Here is a 19,519-nt window from a genome sequence, read left to right as displayed (position 1 = left end):
GTAACAATTCATTAAACATTGCTCCCCTGCCGATGCGCGTTTGAATGTCAGAAACTGGCGGGGGTGTTGGCCGAGATCAGCACGCACTCCTGTTCGCCACTATTGCGAAAACGGTGGGGGGTGCGGCTGTCGAAGTAGTAGCCATCCCCGGCGCCCAGCAGGTAGATCTGCTCGCCCACGGTCACTTCAACTTCGCCCTTGATGACGATGCCGCACTCTTCACCCTCGTGGCTCAGCATGTCGTCGCCGGTGTCGGCGCCCGGTGGCAGCACCTCCTGCAACATGCCGATGGCGCGGTTGGCGCGGCTGTGCCCGACCAGCCGGTAGCTGATGGGATACGTGCCGAGATCCGGCATATCGGCGGCGCGGAAGATCACTTCGGTGCCCATTTCAGTCTCTTCGGTGAAGAAGCTGGCCAGCGACATGGGGATGCCTTCCAGCACCTTGCGCAGGGAGGCGACAGAGGGGCTCACCTGATTTTTCTCGATCTGGGAGATAAATCCGTTGGTCACACCGGAGCGCTTGGCCAGCTCGCGCTGGGAGAGGGCCGCCTTGGTGCGAACCGCCTTGAGGCGGTGACCGATATCCATCTATAGACACTCCTTGACTGTTTACTATTATTAAAATTGTGTTAAATATCTTATACCACCCTGCTGATGCGTCTAGCTAGGGGTGGCACCAGACAGGGCGATAACGGGCCCTTTTTTATGGATTCAGGTGTTTAATTTAATAGGCATTGGCCGACAGTTGCTAAACACCTTAAGGATGAGGTGACCATGAAACCGATCAGCGACATCAATACGCCCTCCGACATGTCCGCCTTCTGGATGCCGTTCACCGCCAACCAGCAGTTCAAGGCGGCGCCGCGTATCCTGAAGTCGGCAGAGGGGATGTATTATCACTCAGAGGATGGTCGCAAGATACTGGATGGCACGGCTGGACTCTGGTGTTGCAACGCGGGCCATGGTCGGCGCGAGATCGCCGAGGCGGTCTCTCAGCAGATTTCCCATCTCGATTTCGCGCCAACATTCCAGATGGGCCACCCCCTGCCGTTTGAGCTGGCCAACCGGCTGGTGGAGATCGCTCCCAAGGGGTTTGGCCACGTCTTCTACACCAACTCGGGTTCCGAGTCGGTCGATACCGCGCTCAAAATCGCGCTGGCCTGGCAGCGGGCTCGCGGTCAGGGCACCCGCACCCGGCTGATTGGCCGCGAGCGTGGCTATCACGGGGTCGGCTTTGGCGGCATCTCGGTGGGGGGGATCCCCGGCAACCGCAAGTGGTTCGGCTCCCTGCTGACCGGGGTTGATCATCTGCCGCATACCCTCAATATCGCCAAAAATGCCTTCACCAAAGGGCTGCCCGAGGAGGATGTGGCGCTGGCCGACGAGCTGGAGAAGATCGTCTTCCTGCACGATGCCAGCAATATCGCGGCGGTGATCGTCGAGCCCATCGCTGGCAGTACCGGCGTGCTGATGCCCCCCAAAGGCTACCTCAAGCGGCTGCGGGAGATTTGCACCAAGCACGGCATCCTGCTGATTTTTGACGAGGTGATCACCGGTTTCGGTCGCCTCGGCTCCCCCTTCGCCGCACAGGAGTTCGATGTCATCCCCGACATGATCACTTGCGCCAAGGGGCTCACCAACGGCGCTATCCCCATGGGCGCGGTGCTGGTGCAGAAGCACATTTATGACGACATGATGGCGGCAGGCAAGGGGGCTATCGAGCTGTTCCACGGCTACACCTACTCCGGTCATCCGGTGGCTGCTGCTGCGGGGCTCGCGACCCTCGAGATCTATCGTAACGAGAACCTGCTCAGCCGTGCCACCGATCTGGCGGGCTACTGGGAGGAGGCGGCCCATTCGCTGAAGGGCTGCAAGCATGTGAAGGATGTGCGCAACTACGGGCTGGTGGCGGGTATCGAGCTGGAATCGATGCCGGATGCGCCGGGCAAGCGCGCCTATGAGGTGTTTGTGCGCTGCTTCGAGAAGGGGGCTCTGATCCGGGTGACCGGCGACATCATCGCCCTGTCGCCACCCCTTATCATCGAGCGCAGCCAGATCGACGATCTCTTCACCCTGCTGCAGGATGCCCTGCAGGCACAACCCTAACCCATATTTGATGGCCCCGCACTGCGGGGCCTTGCGTTGATTTGCTCAGCGCATTTACCACATCAGTTATCACGGAGGATACATGACATACAGGGTCAGCAACTTCATCAACGGCCAGCCGCAGGAGAGTCGCAGCGAGCGCCAGGGTGCCATCTTCAATCCCGCCTGCGGCAAGCAGCAGGGGAGCGTGGGGCTGTCGAGTGCCGCCGAGTGTCAGGAGGCGATCGCCATCGCCGAGCGCGCCTTTGCCGACTGGTCGCAAACCCCGCCGCTGGTGCGGGCCCGGGTCTTTTTCCGCTTCAAGGAGTTGATGGAGCAGCACAGAGACGAGCTGGCCCAGCTCATCAGCCGCGAACACGGCAAGGTCTTCTCCGATGCGCAGGGTGAGCTGACCCGCGGGCTGGAGGTGGTGGAGTTTGCCTGCGGCATTCCCCATCTGCTCAAGGGGGAGCACTCCCTCAACGTCGGCCGTGGGGTAGACAGCTACTCCATGATGCAGCCGGTGGGGGTTTGCGCCGGTATCACCCCGTTCAACTTCCCGGCCATGGTGCCGCTCTGGATGTTCCCGGTCGCCATCGCCTGCGGCAACACCTTTATTCTCAAACCCTCCGAGAAGGATCCCTCCCTCTCGTTGCGGATGGCCGAGCTGCTCAAGGAGGCCGGTCTGCCTGACGGCGTGCTCAACGTGGTGAACGGTGACAAGGAGGTGGTGGATGTGCTGCTGACCGACCCGCGAGTAGGTGCCGTGTCGTTTGTCGGCTCCACCCCCATCGCCCAGTACATCTATGCCACCGCCTCTGCCCACGGCAAACGGGTGCAGGCGTTGGGCGGCGCCAAGAATCACATGGTGGTGATGCCGGATGCGGACCTCGATCAGGCGGTCTCCGCCCTGATGGGGGCTGCTTATGGGGCGGCGGGCGAGCGCTGTATGGCTATTTCGGTGGCCGTGGTGGTGGGGGACGAGACAGCCGATGCGCTGGTGGCCAAGCTGACGCCGCTGGTGGAAAAACTGCGGGTGGGCCCGGGGCTGGGCCAGAGCCCGGAGAACGAAATGGGGCCGCTCATCAGCAAGGAGCATCTGGCCAAGGTGCGCGGCTACGTGGATCAGGGGGTGGCCGAGGGGGCTGTGCTGCGGGTCGATGGCCGCACGCTGAGCCACGACGAGGGTTACTTCATCGGTGGCTGCCTGTTTGACGAGGTGACCCCCGAGATGCGCATCTACCGCGGGGAGATCTTTGGCCCTGTGCTCTCCATCGTGCGGGTGCCTGACTACGAGACGGCGCTGCGCCTCATCAACGAGCACGAGTACGGCAACGGCTCCGCCATCTTTACCTGTGACGGCGACACCGCGCGGGACTTCACGGCGCGGGTGCAGGTCGGTATGGTAGGGGTGAACGTTCCCATTCCGGTGCCGATGGCGTTTCACAGCTTTGGCGGCTGGAAGCGCTCCATCTTCGGGCCGCTCAACATGCACGGGCCGGACGGGGTTCGCTTTTATACCCGGATGAAGACGGTGACGGCGCGCTGGCCCCAGAGCCTGCGCAGTGGTGCCGAGTTCTCCATGCCGACCATGAAGTGACGCGCTGGCGCGTGCTCATGGCCTAACCTCTTGCCCCCGCCGGTCGATGATTGGCGGGGGCGAACTCTGTAAAGGAACAACAGATGCGATTGGGAATTCTCGATTGTGACCGGCTCGATCCCGATCTGGCTGATCGTTTTGGCCCTGTTTACTCCGAGATGTTTATCAGGGGCTTTGCGGCCCTGGCCCCCGAACTGGAATTTCGGGTCTGGTCGGCTCTCGATGGGGAGCTGCCGGAGGATCTGCACGAGTGCGATGCCTGGCTTATCACAGGCTCGCGCCACGATGCTTACAGTGATATCCCCTGGATTCAGGCACTGCGGGCATGGATCCGCCAGGCGCACGATGCCGACGTCAAGCTGGCCGGTGTCTGCTTCGGTCATCAGGTGATCGCCCAGGCGCTGGGCGGCGAGGTGGTGAAGTCCACCAAGGGATGGGGGCTGGGAGTGTCGGTGCATCCCATGCTGGCAGATGAGCCCTGGATGGCGCCAGCGCGGGATCAGATCCGCATTCTGGCCAGTCATCAGGATCAGGTGGCCCTGCTGCCGCCGGGGGCGACCCGACTGGCGGGCAACGATTTTTGTCCCAACTTCATGTTTCTGCAGGGGAACAACATAGTGGCCATTCAGGGACATCCGGAATTTTCGGTGGAGTACAACCGGGCGCTGATCGAGCGGCGCCGCGGCCTGTTGCCCGACGAGCGCTACCAGAGCAGTCTCTCCTCGCTGGAGGGGGAGGTGGATTCGGCGACCATGATGCAGTGGCTGCTGCAGTTTCTGGGGATCCTGCCGCTGCGGGTTGGCGCGGCCTGAGCCCGGTTTGTCAGCCACCCCTTCGGATGCTAGATTTTGTAGCAAAATGAAGGATCAAGCGCTGAGATGTCGGGATCGGATGGTACACTGGCCGCCCATGTGGCGGCCAGTTTGTCTGGCTTGATTGCCGTCCCGGCCTGAGCCAAAGCTGTCTGAGCCAAACCAGTGTGAGAGTGTGACGCCTTGAAACTACAGCAATTGAAGTATTTGATCGCGATCCGGGACCACAACCTCAATGTGTCCGTGGCTTCCGATGCGCTCTTCACCAGTCAGCCCGGGGTCAGCAAACAGATTGGCCTGCTGGAGAGCGAGCTGGGAGTGCGGATCTTCGAGCGTCGTGGCAAGCATTTGCACCGCATCACCCCGGTGGGGGAGGAGATCATCAAGTGTGCCGAGGCGATGCTCAACATCGAGAGCAAGATCAAGGCGATCTCCCGCGAGTATCTGGATCCGACCGTGGGCACCCTCAATATTCACACCACCCACACCATCGCCCGCTATCTGCTGCCCAAGTCGGTCACCTACTTCACCAAGAAGTACCCCAAGATCTCGTTCCACCTCCATCCGGTGATGTCGGCGAGCAAGGAGCAGATCAGCAAGGGCTACTCCGATTTCTCCATCGTTGCCCACGAGATTGGCTTCGACAAGGAGCTGATCGCGCTGCCCGCCTACCTCTGGACTCTCTCGCTGGTGGTGCCGCAGGATCACCCGCTGGCCAAGGTGAAGAAGCCGACCCTGGAGCAGCTCTGCCACTACCCGATCCTCAGCTACGAGAGTGGCGCCACTGGCCGTCAGGTGCAGGACGAGGTGTTCCATGCCGCCGGTCTCACCCCGAGCTACTACATGACGGTGATGGATGCCGGAGTGATCAAGCGCTACGTGGAGCTGGGCTTTGGCATCGGCATCATCTCCTCGCTGGTGGCCAACGACACCGACAGCCCCGGGCTGGTCTCCATCAATCTGGAGCACCTGTTCAAGCCCTGTCCGGCGCAGATCTGTTTCAGCAAGAGCATCCTGCTTCAGAACTACATGTATGACTTCATCAGCTCCTTCTCGCCCCATCTCACCAAGGAGGTGATCCAGAGTGTGATGCAGCAGCCGAGTCAGGCGCGTATCGACGAGCTGCTGGCCGGGGTGGAGCTGCCCATCTATTGATCCCGATCGGATTCCCGATCGCTGCCGGTTGTCTCTTCTGTCAGGCTGGGCTCTACTCGGGGTTCAGCCTGTCTCTTTTGGGCTATCTCCATCGTCCGAGGTCTCTATGTCCCGCATTCTGCTGCTTGCCAATCTCAACTGTGATCATGTGCTCTCCCTCTCCGAACCGCTGGTGGCGGGGGCCCGGCTGCAATATGTGGATCAGGGGCGCAGGCTGGGAGGCGGCGCGGCCAACACCGGCATCGGGCTGGTGTGGGCGGGCCACGAGGTGACCATTGCTTCCCGTATCGGGCTGGACGAGACCGGCGACTGGCTGCTGGAGCAGGCGGCCGGTTACGGGCTGGATTGCAGCCATGTGGAGCGCTTTGGCGGCGAGACCGGCGAGCTGCTGATCCTGGTGGACTCCACTGGCGAGCGCACCATACTGCGCCGCCCGCGGCGTCCCGACCTGCCCGGCGATCTGCCGCTGGAGGGGGTGGATTGCCTCTATGTGAACTATCCCGGCACCGCCATCATCAGCTACATGCGCCAGATGCTCGGCAAGAGCTTCGTAGTAGCCCAGTATCCCAAGGGCGGCCAAGCGCGCCGCCCCTGTCATGTGCTGGTGGCCTCCCGCTCCGATCTCGGCGATGTGAGCGACCCTTGGCAACATGCCCGCCAGCTGGCGGGGGAGCAGCTCGAATGGCTGGTGTTGACCGAAGGCAAGGCGGGCGCAGTGGCCATCCATGGCGAGGAGCAGATCAGGGTCGCCGCCCGGCCGGTTTCAGTGGTTGATACCACGGGGGCAGGGGATGCTTTCGCTGGCGGCTTGATCCATGGTCTGGCACGGGGCATGGCCATCAAGGATGCGTTGCAGTGCGCGGTGGACTGGGGGGCGTTTGCCGTCGCCTCCGAGAGCTCCATCCCCTCGGTTGCGCTGAAAAACTGGCTGAAACAACCCCACTGAACCACCTCTTTGACGGTCGATTGAGGGTCGGTTTGCGGGCCATATGGCTGCTGGTCGAAGGGGCTTGGCGAAGGGGACTATTCGGGAGATTTACCCGCCATAAAGCGGGCAAACGCCGGGCTAACCCGGCAAGTTTGCGATCAATCAAAGAAAGTGTCGATTTATGTGCATCTTCATCGACACCCGGTTGTGCTGCTCTTAACCTGTCACTCCGCAACTCAGATTAAGAGACAGGCCCCCCTCTGGCGAACCAATGGGCAAACAGAGGCAAACCGGTTGTCTCCTGCCTCTTAGCTCAATGTTGTCGTCCTGATTCCTGGCTTGTAGTAAGAGGCAAGTGCGACCATGCAACTGACACGATTTACCGACTACGCCCTGCGTACCCTGACCTTCCTGGCGGTTCAGCCGGGGGATCGTCTGTCGACCATTACTGAAGTGGCCGATACCTTCGGCATCTCTCGCAACCACGTGGTCAAAATTGTGCACCAGCTTGGCATCAAGGGGTACATCGAGACGGTACGCGGCAAACATGGCGGTATCCGCCTCGGTCGATCGGCGGTCTCCATTAACCTGCGGGATGTGGTGATGGACATGGAGCATGTGCTCTGTCCGGTCGACTGCAAGCGAGAAAACTGCCGTCTCTCCGGCGGTTGCCGCATTCAGGGCATTCTGCGCCGCGCCATGAACGCCTTCCTCGAAGTACTGGGTGAGTACACTCTGGCTGATGCGGTGCGCGATCCCAACCGTCTCTGCCACCTGCTGGGTATCGAGCAAGAGACTATTGTGACCATGGCCTGACGGGGCGCGGAATATTGAACAAGATGTGAAAGGGGCCTGATGGCCCCTTTTGCTTTTGTACGCAGGTGGTTTTTAGCGACTGCCTGGCTGGCGGATCAGGGTGATGGCGCCGTGCAGGCAGGCGAGGCCGCAGGCACCGCAGCCATTGCAGGCATCCATATTGACGTTGATGCCGTCGGCCGTGGCCTTGATCGCCTGTTGTGGGCAGGCATCTTCACAGAGCAGGCAGTAGAAGCCCTGCCGTGCCTGACAGCTCTCTTCAATCTGCACCCGGGTCTGCACCTGCCGGCCCAGTTGCAGGTCGAGGGCGCCGGTGGGACAGGCTCTGGCGCAGCTGCCGCAGTAGCTGCACTGGCCGCAGGCGAGATCGAGTACCGGGGTACCGGCGATGGGGCTCCCCTCGTACTCCTCCTGGGTGGCCGGTTTGAGCAGACCGCGCGGGCAGGCCTTGAAACACTCGCCACAACGGGTGCAGAGGGAGAGGTACTGGGACTCCTCGATGGCCCATGGCGGGCGCGCTTCATGGCAAACCACAGCGGGCTTGCGGGAAGCTTGCCAACCTTGTGTCAGCCAACGGAGGAAATAGTGAGTCATGCTCGCCCCTGATACCTATTAGGGGTTAATTTTATCGAAGTTTCGGGAAGCAGGCCAGAGAATAGCGGCCGTCAGGATCGCAAGCGCAGTTGCCCTTGTGTAAGCTAGGCGGGTCTTTTTACGTGGTTGAATGAAATCATATGTGGCTATTTCTCTGGCGTGCGTCCCTGCTCTATGTCTTTCCCCTGCTGATGTGGGCCTACTGCCGCATCAAGGATATCGAGTTTGCCGAGCTCGATACCGGCGTCAACACCCACAAGTGGGTGGTGCTGGCCGCCTACCTCATCTACGTGGTGATCTGGATCCTGGTTAACCGCTATCTCGAACTCTTCCTGCGCCAGCGGAGCCGCAAATGATCGACCCCGGGTTTTGGGGGATCTTGCTGCCTGCCGCCGCACTGGCTCTCGGGCTTGGCTGGTTGATCGGGCGGCGGGCTGCCACGGCGCAAGCTCAGGAGCTGCTGCTGGCGCAGGAGCGTTATCAGGCGCTCCAGGATCGCTTCGACGAGTTGCAGGATGAGCGGATGCAGGGGCAGCAGAAGCTGGATCAGCAGCAGACCCTGCTGATCAAGCTCACCGCCCGCCTCAAGGATGCGGAAGCGACCCTGCGCAGCGAACGGTTGGCCGCCGCCGAGAAGCTGCAACTGCAACAGGAGGCGGAGCAGCGCCTCAGCCAGCAGTTCGAGAATCTCGCCAACCGGATCTTCGAGCAAAACTCCGGCAACTTCCGCGAATTGAACCAGAATAGCCTCGATCTGCTGCTCACCCCGCTCAAAGAGCAGCTCGAGGGCTTTCGTCGTCAGGTGGGGGAGACCCACGCCCAAGAGACGGCTCAGCGCCACAGCCTCAAGTTCGAGCTGGAGCGCCTTGCCGAGCTCAATGCCCGCATGACCGAAGAGGCGGCGGCGCTGACTCGCGCCCTCAAGGGCGACAGCAAGCAGCAGGGCAACTGGGGGGAAGTGGTACTGGCGCGGATCCTCAGCGAGTGCGGTCTGCGCGAGGGCCACGAGTACCACACCCAGGTCAATATCGAGGTGGAGAAGGGCAAGCGCTACCAGCCCGATGTCATCGTCCACCTGCCGCAGGAAAAAGACATCATCATCGACGCCAAGGTGTCGCTGACCGCCTACGAACGCTGGTACAACGCCGATGACGAGCTGGAGAAGGCGGTGGCGCTCAAGGAGCACGTCGCCTCGGTGCGTAACCATATCCGCGAGCTGGGCCGCAAGGATTACCAGCAGTTGCCCGGGGTGCGCACCCTCGACTATGTGCTGATGTTCGTGGCGGTGGAGCCCGCCTTCCTCACCGCGATGGAGGCCGATCCCTCGCTGGTGCGTTACGGTCTCGACAACAACATCCTGCTGGTGAGCCCCACCAACCTGATGGTGGCGCTGCGCACCATCGAGAATCTGTGGCGCTACGAGCGGCAGAACCAGAATGCCCGCCAGATTGCCGAGCGGGCCGGTCGTCTCTACGAAAAGCTGCGGCTGTTTGTCGAGGAGATGCAGCAGATGGGCGGCAGCCTGCACAAGGCGCAGGAGAGCTACGACAAGGCGATGGGACGGCTGGTCAACGGCCGTGGCAACCTGATTGCGCAGGTCGAGCGTTTCCGCGAGCTGGGGGTGGAGGTGACCAAGAGCCTGCCAGAGCCGCTGGTGGAGCGGGCACTGGAGCGTGACAAGGAGCAGGAGTAGTTTTTACCTGCACCGTCATCAGCCAAGGCCCAAACCCGGTTTGGGCCTTTTGCTATCTGCCAGCTGGCCTAGTGCTGACCCATCATCAGAAATCCGCAAAGCAAACGGCCCACCGAAGTGGGCCGTTTTTATTTGCAGTGCCGGTGTGGATCAGCGGCTGGCGGCGCGGGCGCTCAGTTCGGCTTTCTCGCTATCGCTCAGGAAGGCCAGGGTCAGGCCATTCTGCTGGGCGGTGCGGATTTCGCTCGCGGTCATGCCGGCGGCTGGGGCGGCCACTTCATATTCGTGGGGCAGATCGATGCCTTCCACCGCCGGGTCATCGGTGTTGAGGCAGGCCAGCACACCGGCAGCCAGGAACTGGCGGATCGGGTGCTCGGTCAGGCTCGCTACCGTGGTGGTCTGGACATTGGAGGTGAGGCAGGATTCGATGCCGATGCGGTGCTCGGCCAGATAGGCCATCAGGGCCGGATCCTGAATCGCTTTGACGCCGTGGCCGATACGCTCGGCGCCCAGCTCGCGAATTGCTTGCCACATGCTCTCGGGGCCAGCGGCTTCACCGGCGTGTACTGTGACGCGCATGCCTGCATCGCGCACCTTGCGGAAGTGGTCGACAAAGAGTTCCCCCGGGAAGCCCAGCTCGTCACCGGCCAGATCGATGGCGACCAGCTTGTCGCGGTGGACCAGGCAGGCGGCCAGCTCCTGATTGCACTGCTCGGTGCCGAAGGTGCGGCTCATGATGCCGATCAGGTTGGTCTTGATACCGAAATCGCGGCTGCCAGCGGCCACGCCATCGATGATGGCTTCCACCACGCCCTGCGGGTGCAGCTTGTGGGTCATCGCCATATAGGCCGGGCTGAAGCGCAGCTCGGCATAGTCGATACCGGCGCGCAGCAGATCTTCCACGTTCTCGTAGGCGACCCGGCGGCAGGCGTCATAGTCGGCCAGCACGGCCACGCCCCAATCCAGCTTCTTCAGGAAGGCGACCAGACTCGGCTCGTTCTCGACGATCTGTACGTGGGGGCGCAGCGCTTCCAGTTCGAATGCGGGCAGCTGGATATTGTGTTGGCGACCCAGCTCGAGGATGGTTTGCGGGCGGATGTTGCCGTCCAGATGGCGGTGCAGGTCGGTCAGGGGGAGAGATCTGTCAATCATGGGGGCGCCCTCGTCGAGTCAGGTTTGAAAGCCTGCCATTCTAGGCGGGGCTTTCAAAAAAGATACCCCGTTTATGGTTAAACGGGGTTCTGGCGGGCGGTGATTTGTCAGGGCGTGATGGGAATCGTTTTTCCCCGGGACTCAGGAGAGATCGAGTTCCTTCAGCTTGCGGGTCAGGGTGTTGCGACCCCAACCGAGCAGGCGCGCCGCCTCCTGCTTGTGGCCGTGGGTGTGTTCCAGCGCCGTTTCCAGCATGATCCGTTCGAACTGAGGCATGGCATCTGCCAGGATGTCTGTCTCTCCCAGCGCCAACTTGCTGGCCACCCACTCTTGCAACTGTTGCTGCCAGCAACCGGGCAACGCCGGTTGGCCCGGTTCGGCGTTGTGGGTGATGGGGGTGAGCAGCTCGGCAGGCAGGTCGCCGACCAGCACTTCTTGCCCCGAGGCCATCACGGTGAGCCAGCGGCAGACGTTCTCCAGCTGGCGCACGTTGCCCGGCCAGGGCAGGCGACTGATATAGGCCTGGGTATCGGGGTGCAGGCTCTTGGCCTCGACGTTCAGCTCTTTGGCTGCGCGCAGCAGGAAGTGACGGGCCAGCTGGGGGATATCCTCACGGCGCTCCTTGAGGGCAGGAATATGGATGCGAATGACGTTGAGGCGGTGAAACAGATCCTCGCGAAACTCGCCATCGGCCACCCGCTTTTCCAGATTCTGGTGGGTGGCGGCGATGATCCGCACATCCACCTGCACCGGCTGATGGCCGCCGACTCGATAGAACTGGCCATCGGCCAAGACACGCAGCAGCCGGGTTTGCACATCAAGCGGCATGTCGCCGATCTCGTCGAGAAACAGGGTGCCGCCGTCGGCCTGCTCGAAGCGGCCGTGGCGGATATTGTTGGCGCCGGTGAAAGCCCCCTTCTCGTGACCGAACAGCTCGGATTCGATGAGATCTTTCGGGATAGCCGCCATGTTGAGGGCGATAAAGTTCTTGTGGGCGCGCGGGCTGTGCTTGTGCAGGGCGTGGGCGACCAGCTCCTTGCCGGTACCGCTCTGACCGTTGATCAACACAGATATGCTGGAACGCGAGAGACGGCCGATGGCACGGAACACCTCCTGCATCGCTGGTGCTTCACCGATGATTTCGGGAGTGGCGGTGGCTTCTTGCTGGCGAGACTTCCGCTTGGTCCGCTGCTCCTTGAGGTGATTCTCGGCGCGGCGCACCAGGGTCACGGCTTCGTCGATGTCGAACGGTTTGGGCAGGTACTCGAAGGCGCCGCGCTGGTAGGCGTTGACCGCGCTGTCGAGATCCGAGTGGGCGGTCATGATGATGATGGGCAGATCGGCCTGACGGCGGTGGATCTGCTCTAGCAGGCTCAAACCATCGATGCCGGGCATCCGGATATCGGAGAGGATCACATCAGGCGAGCGCAGCTCAAGGGCGTGCAGCAGGGCCTCGCCATCGGCAAAGCTCTCGCAGTTGAAGCCTTCGCTGCCGAGAGTGCGCTCCAGCACCCAGCGGATAGAACTGTCGTCATCGACGATCCACACTTTGGCGGTCATGGGGTTCCCTTACTTGCGAAGCGGTAGAAAAATGGTGAATTCGGTGTGACCCGGCCAGCTGATGCAGTCAATCCGTCCCTTGTGCTGGTCGATCAGGTTCTGGGCGATGGAGAGGCCGAGCCCGGTTCCCCCCTCCTTGCCGGTGATCATGGGATAGAACAGGGTGTCGCGAATGGCATCGGGAATGCCGGGGCCGTTGTCGATGATCTTGATCTCCGCTGCCAGCCGGTAACGCTGGCCGTGGATGGTGATCTGGAACGCGGTGCGGGTCTTGATACGGATAAGCCCGGTCTGATCCCCCAGTGCTTCGGCGGCGTTGCGCACTATGTTGAGAAACGCCTGCTGCAGCTGATCCGGCTCCATCTCGAATTCGGGGATGCTGGGGTCGTAATCCCGCTCGATGCGAACAGAGGGAGGGAGTTCGAGCTCCACCAGTCGGCGTACCTGCTCCAGCACCGAATGGACATTGTGCATCTGGTGACGGCCGGGGCGCTGGGGGCCGAGCAGCCGATCGACCAGTACCCGCAGCCTGTCAGCCTGTTCGATGATGATGCCGGTATATTCGCGCAGCGCCGGGTCCGGCAGCTCCTTTTGCAGCAGCTGGGCCGCGCCGCGCAGGCCGCCGAGGGGATTCTTGATTTCGTGGGCCAGCCCGCGCACCAGCTCCTTGGCCGCCAGCTGCTGGGCATGTTGCTGCTGCTCCTGACTGATCTTCTTCTGCTGGTCGATCTTGCGCAGCTCCACCACCAGTAGACGCTGTTCGTGGTCGGCCATCGGGGTGGCGCTCAGCTCCACCAGTCGCGGTTCTCCTTCCACCACCAGAGTAACTTCGCTATCGGTAAAGCCTTGCCCTGACACGAGGCACTGCTTGAGCCGCTGCAAATCGAGGGAGATATGTTCCAGCAGATGGGGCAGTTCGATGCCGATCAGCCTGCGTTCACTGAGGGAGAGCAGCTGTTCAGCCGCCGGGTTGACGAATTGGATGCAGAGCCGCTCATCCATCAGGATCACGGCGGTCAGCAAATTATCCAAGAGTGTTTTGGCGTTGTCCGAGCGGGTTGGCACAGGTTTCTCCCTAAAACGGTGCTACACACCTGTTATGCACCGATATGGTGCATAGAGTTTACCCGCATCGGTGCGCTATATCACCCCTAGTCGGCTTTGGGGGTGGGTTTGGGAGCTGGCGTCACGCTCGCTCTATGCAGGTAAAAGGTGACTGCACTGGATTTAGCAAGGATCGTACCGTCTTTGGCGAGCAGCTCGAGCTGAGCCTCGTGGGCGCCGCGATCGACGTTTTCGACCCGGACAGAGAGGCTGTTGCTGACGATGGGGGCGGCTTTGCCATCCAGGGTCAGGCGCACATCATACTGGGTCGGAGGTTTGGGGCTGATGGTGCCCTGAAAGACAATGTTGCCTGTGTTGTCGCGCAGGGTGCTGCCCTGTTCCGGGGAGAGCAGTTCGATGGTCAGCTTGGCTGCCTCTTTTTCTTTCTTGGCATCGGCGCCGGTCAGGCTGTTGAAGTTATCCACCTGCACCGATCTGGGCGCGCTGCTGCCCAGCAGCGGGGCGACCCGCAGATCGACCTCTTTGGCGTTTTTGCCGGGTGGTGGCGCATCCGAGTAGTGGGTGATGCCATTGCCATCGACCCAAGAGTAGACCTTGGCCGCGTCCGCAGCGAACGAGGTCAGCAACAGGAGGCTGAGCACCCCTATGCCATGCTTGTTGTTCATCCATCTCTCCTTGACGGTATTTTGCTTAATCCTATCAGAGAAAAAACCCGCCAGATGGCGGGTTTTGTCACGATTAAACAAGCTGACCAGATTTAAACGGCCAGTCTGCTGAGACTTAGACGGAGTAGTACAGTTCGAACTCCAGCGGGTGCGGGGTCATGCGCACACGGTCAACATCCTGCTGTTTCAGTTCCAGATAGGAGTTGATGAAGTCATCGCTGAACACGCCGCCACGGGTCAGGAACTCGCGGTCAGCATCAAGAGCGGCCAGGGCTTCGTCCAGAGAACCGGCAACGGTCGGCACTTCTGCGGCTTCTTCCGGCGGCAGGTCGTACAAGTTCTTGTCCATGGCATCGCCCGGATGGATCTTGTTGATGATACCGTCCAGACCGGCCATCAGCTGGGCTGCGAAGGCCAGGTACGGGTTGGCAGCCGGATCCGGGAAGCGCACTTCGATACGACGGGCTTTCGGGCTCGGTACCACCGGGATACGGATGGAGGCAGAGCGGTTGCGGGCAGAGTAGGCCAGCATGACCGGTGCTTCATAACCCGGAACCAGACGCTTGTAGGAGTTGGTGGTCGGGTTGGCGAAGGCGTTGATGGCCTTGGCGTGCTTGATGATACCGCCGATGTAGTGCAGAGCCATCTCGGACAGACCGCCGTACAGGTCACCAGCGAACAGGTTGACGCCGTTCTTGGCCAGAGACTGGTGGCAGTGCATGCCGGAGCCGTTGTCACCGAACATGGGTTTCGGCATGAAGGTAACAGTCTTGTTATAGGCGTGGGCCACGTTGTGGATCACGTACTTCAGTACCTGTACTTCGTCAGCTTTCAGCGTAAGAGTGTTGAAGCGGGTAGCGATCTCGTTCTGACCGGCAGTGGCCACTTCGTGGTGGTGAGCTTCAACGACCTGGCCCATCTCTTCCAGCACCAGACACATGGCGGCGCGGATATCCTGGGAGGAGTCGACCGGTGCAACCGGGAAGTAACCGCCTTTCACGAACGGACGGTGACCCTTGTTGCCATGCTCATAGGCAGTGCCGGAGTTCCATGCGGCTTCTTCAGATTCGATTTTCACGAAGCTGTGGCCCATGGTGTTGGAGAAGGTGATGTTGTCGAACATGAAGAATTCCGGCTCCGGCCCGAACAGCACGGTGTCAGCGATGCCGCTGGACTTCAGGAAATCTTCTGCACGCTTGGCGATGGAGCGCGGATCGCGGTCGTAGCCCTGCATGGTGGCAGGCTCCAGTACGTCACAAACGATGTTCAGGGTGGTCTCTTCGGTGAACGGGTCCAGCTTGGCGGAGGCTGCGTCCGGCATCAGTACCATGTCGGATTCGTTGATGCCCTTCCAGCCGCCGATGGAGGAACCATCGAACATCTTGCCGTCTTCGAAGAAATCTTCATCAACCTGGTGAGCAGGGATGGATACATGCTGCTCTTTACCCTTGGTGTCGGTAAAGCGCAGATCAACAAACTTGACTTCGTGTTCCTGGATCAGGGCCAAAACGTTCTGGGCTGACATGCTAAGTAACCTCCGGTGTTAAAACTCTCTGGGTGAATGCGTCGTCGTATTCACATAAGCCAGTATCGTGCCAAGTTTGTGACAGCTTGATTTCAGGGCAATCTCGCTGAAGAGGCTCCCCAAAATCAGGCGATCTCGACTCGCGTTGCATCAATTTAGTGCGATGGTGGATCGTTTTGGTGCACTGTAATGGTGCGCGAAATACGGTCACCGCCCATCTAAGCAGGGTTTGTCAGAGAGGTCTATGATCCAGATCTGTTGTTATGCGCGAATGTACTGCAATTCTGCTAGGCAGATCACAAAGGCAAGAGTACAATTAGCGCCCAATTTTACCCGGTGATTGAGGCGAGAATGTTAGAGAATTTACGCAATATTGCGATTATTGCGCACGTTGACCACGGCAAAACGACTCTGGTTGATAAGCTGCTGCAGCAGTCCGGCACCCTGGACCGCTCCACGGAAGGCCAGGAACGGATCATGGACTCCAATGATCTGGAACGGGAACGTGGCATCACCATTCTCGCCAAGAACACTGCGATCCGCTGGAATGACTACCGCATCAACATCGTTGATACCCCGGGTCACGCCGACTTCGGTGGTGAAGTAGAGCGCGTACTGTCCATGGTTGACTCCGTGCTGCTGCTGGTTGACGCCGTTGACGGCCCGATGCCGCAAACCCGTTTCGTGACCCAGAAGGCGTTCGCTCAGGGTCTGAAGCCGATCGTGGTCATCAACAAGGTTGACCGTCCGGGTGCTCGTCCTGACTGGGTAATGGATCAGGTATTCGACCTGTTCGACAACCTGGGCGCGACTGATGAACAGCTGGATTTCAAAGTTGTTTACGCCTCTGCACTGAACGGTTGGGCCACCATGGATCAGGACGTCGAGTCCGAGAACATGGAGCCGCTGTTCCAGGCTATCGTTGACAACGTTGAAGCGCCGAAGGCTGATGCCGAAGGTGGTTTCCAGATGCAGATCTCCCAGCTGGACTACAACTCCTACGTGGGCGTTATCGGTATCGGCCGTATCACCCGTGGTCGCGTCAAGACCAACCAGCAAGTCACCATCGTTGGTGCTGACGGCAAGACTCGTAACGGTAAAGTCGGTCAGGTGCTGGGTTACCTGGGTCTGTCCCGTACTGAAGTTACCGACGCGCAAGCGGGTGACATCATCGCTATCACCGGTCTGGGCGAGCTGAAAATCTCCGACACCATCTGTGACAACGGTGCCGTTGAAGCCCTGCCGCCGCTCTCTGTTGACGAGCCGACCGTGAACATGACCTTCCAGGTCAACACCTCACCGTTCGCCGGTAAAGAGGGCAAGTTCGTGACCTCCCGTAACATTCTGGAGCGTCTGAACCAGGAGCTGGTCCACAACGTGGCTCTGCGTGTGGAAGAGACTGATGATCCGGACAAGTTCCGTGTATCCGGTCGTGGTGAACTGCACCTCTCCATCCTGATCGAAAACATGCGTCGCGAAGGTTACGAACTGGCTGTGTCCCGTCCGGAAGTAATCCTGCGTACCGTTGATGGCGTTCTGCAAGAACCGTTCGAAACCGTGACTGTGGACGTTGAAGAAGCGCACCAGGGTTCCGTGATGGAGCAACTGGGTCTGCGTAAGGGCGAAATGACCAACATGACTCCGGATGGCAAGGGTCGTGTCCGTCTGGACTTCATGATCCCGAGCCGTGGCCTGATCGGTTTCCAGACCGAGTTCATGACCATGACTTCCGGTACTGGTCTGCTGTACCACACCTTCGACCACTACGGTCCGCACAAGGGTGGCAGCATCGGCGAGCGCCAGAATGGCGTGCTGATCTCCAACGCTACCGGTAAGGCACTGACTTACGCACTGTTCGGTCTGCAAGACCGTGGTCGTCTGTTTATCGGTCACGCGACCGAGGTGTACGAAGGCCAGGTGATCGGTATTCACTCCCGTTCCAACGACCTGACTGTTAACTGCCTGAAAGGCAAACAGCTGACCAACATGCGTGCCTCCGGTACCGACGAAGCTCAAGTGCTGACTCCGCCGATCCGCATGACTCTGGAACAGGCTCTCGAGTTCATCGATAACGACGAACTGGTAGAAGTGACTCCGAAGAACATCCGTATCCGCAAGAAATTGCTGACCGAGCTGGATCGTAAGCGCTCTGGCCGTGGTTAATGCCATGTGCTGAGCCTCGGCAGCCTTCGTGGCCGCTGACGGTTCACTGATAAACGGACCCAAACCTCTGGTTTGGGTCCGTTTTTTTATGCTTGTGATCCGCTCTGGCCATCCTGATGAGCTCGTTCAGGCCATCAGCAATGGATGATGAGTGGGCTGATAAGCGGCGAACGAAAGTCGTGGGGATGGGTGAGATAAAAAAGCCGCAGCGGATGAACGCTGCGGCTTTTGCTGGCTTGCAGTAAGGGGTTACTGGCGCCAGAAGGAGGGGAAGAAGAGCACGGCGACCGTCAGGATCTCCAGTCGTCCCAGCAGCATGCCGAATGACAGCAGCCATTTGGCCGATTCCGGCAGGCTGGCAAAGTTGGTGCTGGGGCCGACTACAGGGCCCATGCCTGGGCCGACGTTGGCAACGGCGGTGATGGAGCTGGATATGGCCGTCAGAGGGTCAAGCCCGATGGCGCCCAACAGTGCAGCTATCACCAGAATGATGGCGAAGTAGGCTAGTACGAATGAGATCATCGAGCGGATGATGGCGTCATTGACCGTCCGGCCGTTGTACTTCTGCGGGAAGACAGCAGAAGGGTGCATCAGTTGGCGCATCTGCTTTCTGAACAGGGCGAATGCCACCTGCACCCGGAAGATCTTCAGACCACCCGCAGTGGAGCCAGAGCAGGCTCCCAGCGCCAGCAGCACGATGAAGACGATGCTGGCGAGCGGCCCCCAGGTGCCAAAGTCACCAAGGCCGTAGCCGGTGGTGGTGAGCACCGAGACGATGTTGAAGCAGCTGATACGCAGGGCATCCCAGAAGCTGAACAGATCTCTCTCCCACAGATAGAAGGTCATGATGACGGTGACCCACACCACCAGCCAGAAGAAGCCGCGCACCTGGGCATCCTTGAACAGGCTGTTGTCCCTGTGGTTGAGGCTCTGCACATAGAGCAGGAAGGGCAGGCCGCCGAGGAACATGAACAGGGTGCCAATCCAGTGTGCCGAGTTGGAGAAGTGGGACATGGATTGATCGGAGGTGGAGTAGCCGCCGGTACTGAGAGTGGTCATGGCGTGGTTGATCGCCTCGAACATGTTCATGCCGCTGGCCCAGTAGGCCATGAAGCAGAGCATAGAGAGCACCAGATAGACCACGACGATGTTGTTGGCGACCGTCTTGGCACGTGGGGCGCTTTTGTCCGACCAGTCCGAGCTCTCGGTCTGGAACAGCTTCATACCGCCGACGTTGAGGTAGGGCAGCACGGCTACCGCCATCACGATAAAGCCGACCCCGCCCAGCCACTGCAGGATGGAACGCCACAACAGGATGCTGTGGGCCATGTTGTCGAGGCCGGAGAGCACGGTGGAGCCCGTGGTGGTCACCCCCGACATGGTCTCGAAATAGGCATCGGTGAAGTTGATGTGGGTGATGAAGACAAAGGGCAGGGCGCCGAAGGCGCAGGCCACCACCCAAACCGAGGTGGTGAGCAGGAACATCTCCCGCACCCCCAGATGAAACTCCGCCTTGCGACCATAGTGGAGGCAGAGCAGGGCGGCGCCGTGGGTGATCAGCACGGACTTGAGAAACTCGACAAATCCCTCTGACCCGGTGAGCAGTGCCAGCAAGGTGGGCAGCCACATGAAGAGCGCCAGCTTGGAGAGCACAAGCCCGAGGGTGAAGATAATGGGACGCAGCTTGATCATGTTCGATAACCT

17 protein-coding genes are annotated in these 19,519 nt (G+C 60.4%); 9 read left to right on the top strand and 8 right to left on the bottom strand.

Going from position 1 to position 19,519, the window contains the following annotated elements; genetic code table 11:
- Positions 1-47: 47 nt before the first annotated feature.
- Positions 48-590: a cupin domain-containing protein gene (locus L972_RS14240; protein ID WP_047439032.1), complete on the bottom strand. Its 543-nt coding sequence runs from the start codon at positions 588-590 to the stop codon at positions 48-50.
- Positions 591-776: 186 nt separating this feature from the next.
- Between L972_RS14240 and L972_RS14235 the strand changes: the two genes are divergently transcribed.
- The 6 genes from L972_RS14235 to L972_RS14210 all read left to right on the top strand — a co-directional run bounded on the left by L972_RS14235 (position 777) and on the right by L972_RS14210 (position 7,398).
- A complete protein-coding gene (locus tag L972_RS14235; RefSeq protein ID WP_047439025.1) occupies positions 777-2,108 on the top strand; it encodes an aspartate aminotransferase family protein in 1,332 nt (443 codons plus the stop codon).
- 82 nt (positions 2,109-2,190) lie between these two features.
- On the top strand, positions 2,191-3,687 hold the full coding sequence (locus tag L972_RS14230) for a CoA-acylating methylmalonate-semialdehyde dehydrogenase (RefSeq protein ID WP_047439021.1): 1,497 nt from the start codon (positions 2,191-2,193) through the stop codon (positions 3,685-3,687).
- An 83-nt stretch (positions 3,688-3,770) separates the two neighbouring features.
- A complete protein-coding gene (locus L972_RS14225; protein WP_047439018.1) occupies positions 3,771-4,499 on the top strand; it encodes a glutamine amidotransferase-related protein in 729 nt (242 codons plus the stop codon).
- A gap of 183 nt (positions 4,500-4,682) precedes the next feature.
- Positions 4,683-5,654, top strand: coding sequence for a LysR substrate-binding domain-containing protein (locus L972_RS14220; protein ID WP_005356189.1), 972 nt, complete (start codon positions 4,683-4,685; stop codon positions 5,652-5,654).
- 106 nt (positions 5,655-5,760) lie between these two features.
- Entirely contained in the window at positions 5,761-6,600 is an 840-nt protein-coding gene (locus L972_RS14215) for a PfkB family carbohydrate kinase (RefSeq protein ID WP_047439016.1), read from the top strand.
- Positions 6,601-6,945: 345 nt separating this feature from the next.
- Positions 6,946-7,398, top strand: a complete 453-nt coding sequence (locus L972_RS14210; RefSeq protein WP_005339654.1) for an Rrf2 family transcriptional regulator — start codon at positions 6,946-6,948, stop codon at positions 7,396-7,398.
- Positions 7,399-7,470: 72 nt separating this feature from the next.
- Here L972_RS14210 and L972_RS14205 read toward each other — a convergent pair whose 3' ends face one another.
- On the bottom strand, positions 7,471-7,992 hold the full coding sequence (locus tag L972_RS14205; RefSeq protein ID WP_005339657.1) for a ferredoxin-type protein NapF: 522 nt from the start codon (positions 7,990-7,992) through the stop codon (positions 7,471-7,473).
- Between the two features lie 140 nt (positions 7,993-8,132).
- On the opposite strand from L972_RS14205, the gene L972_RS14200 reads away from it, so the two are divergent.
- Together L972_RS14200 and rmuC are read left to right on the top strand one after the other, a co-directional pair.
- Positions 8,133-8,348 carry a hypothetical protein gene (locus L972_RS14200; RefSeq protein ID WP_021231493.1) on the top strand — a complete coding sequence of 72 codons (216 nt, stop codon included), beginning with the start codon at positions 8,133-8,135 and terminating at the stop codon, positions 8,346-8,348.
- Positions 8,345-9,685, top strand: a complete 1,341-nt coding sequence (gene rmuC / locus L972_RS14195; protein WP_052200067.1) for a DNA recombination protein RmuC — start codon at positions 8,345-8,347, stop codon at positions 9,683-9,685. The genes L972_RS14200 and rmuC overlap by 4 nt, the downstream gene beginning before the upstream one ends.
- A 150-nt stretch (positions 9,686-9,835) precedes the next feature.
- Here the strand turns inward: rmuC and add are convergent, their stop codons facing one another.
- From add to glnA, 5 genes are all read right to left on the bottom strand, one after another.
- Positions 9,836-10,837, bottom strand: coding sequence for an adenosine deaminase (add, locus tag L972_RS14190; protein WP_047439014.1), 1,002 nt, complete (start codon positions 10,835-10,837; stop codon positions 9,836-9,838).
- A 141-nt stretch (positions 10,838-10,978) separates the two neighbouring features.
- A complete protein-coding gene (gene glnG, locus L972_RS14185; protein WP_005339666.1) occupies positions 10,979-12,397 on the bottom strand; it encodes a nitrogen regulation protein NR(I) in 1,419 nt (472 codons plus the stop codon).
- Between the two features lie 9 nt (positions 12,398-12,406).
- Positions 12,407-13,462, bottom strand: coding sequence for a nitrogen regulation protein NR(II) (glnL, locus tag L972_RS14180; protein ID WP_005356202.1), 1,056 nt, complete (start codon positions 13,460-13,462; stop codon positions 12,407-12,409).
- 86 nt (positions 13,463-13,548) lie between these two features.
- Positions 13,549-14,127 (bottom strand): DUF4124 domain-containing protein, encoded by a 579-nt coding sequence (locus tag L972_RS14175; protein WP_021231489.1) that lies wholly within the window; start codon positions 14,125-14,127, stop codon positions 13,549-13,551.
- 115 nt (positions 14,128-14,242) lie between these two features.
- Positions 14,243-15,652, bottom strand: coding sequence for a glutamate--ammonia ligase (glnA, locus tag L972_RS14170; RefSeq protein ID WP_005339672.1), 1,410 nt, complete (start codon positions 15,650-15,652; stop codon positions 14,243-14,245).
- Positions 15,653-16,003: 351 nt separating this feature from the next.
- On the opposite strand from glnA, the gene typA reads away from it, so the two are divergent.
- Entirely contained in the window at positions 16,004-17,815 is a 1,812-nt protein-coding gene (typA, locus tag L972_RS14165) for a translational GTPase TypA (RefSeq protein WP_005339679.1), read from the top strand.
- 249 nt (positions 17,816-18,064) lie between these two features.
- Here the strand turns inward: typA and L972_RS14160 are convergent, their stop codons facing one another.
- Positions 18,065-19,507, bottom strand: a complete 1,443-nt coding sequence (locus tag L972_RS14160) for a TrkH family potassium uptake protein (RefSeq protein WP_047439011.1) — start codon at positions 19,505-19,507, stop codon at positions 18,065-18,067.
- Positions 19,508-19,519 lie beyond the last annotated feature (12 nt).

Source organism: Aeromonas sp. ZOR0001, from assembly GCF_000801015.1.
GTDB classification, from domain to species: Bacteria; Pseudomonadota; Gammaproteobacteria; order Enterobacterales; family Aeromonadaceae; genus Aeromonas; species Aeromonas veronii.
This window is presented reverse-complemented; position numbering and strand designations above follow the sequence as displayed.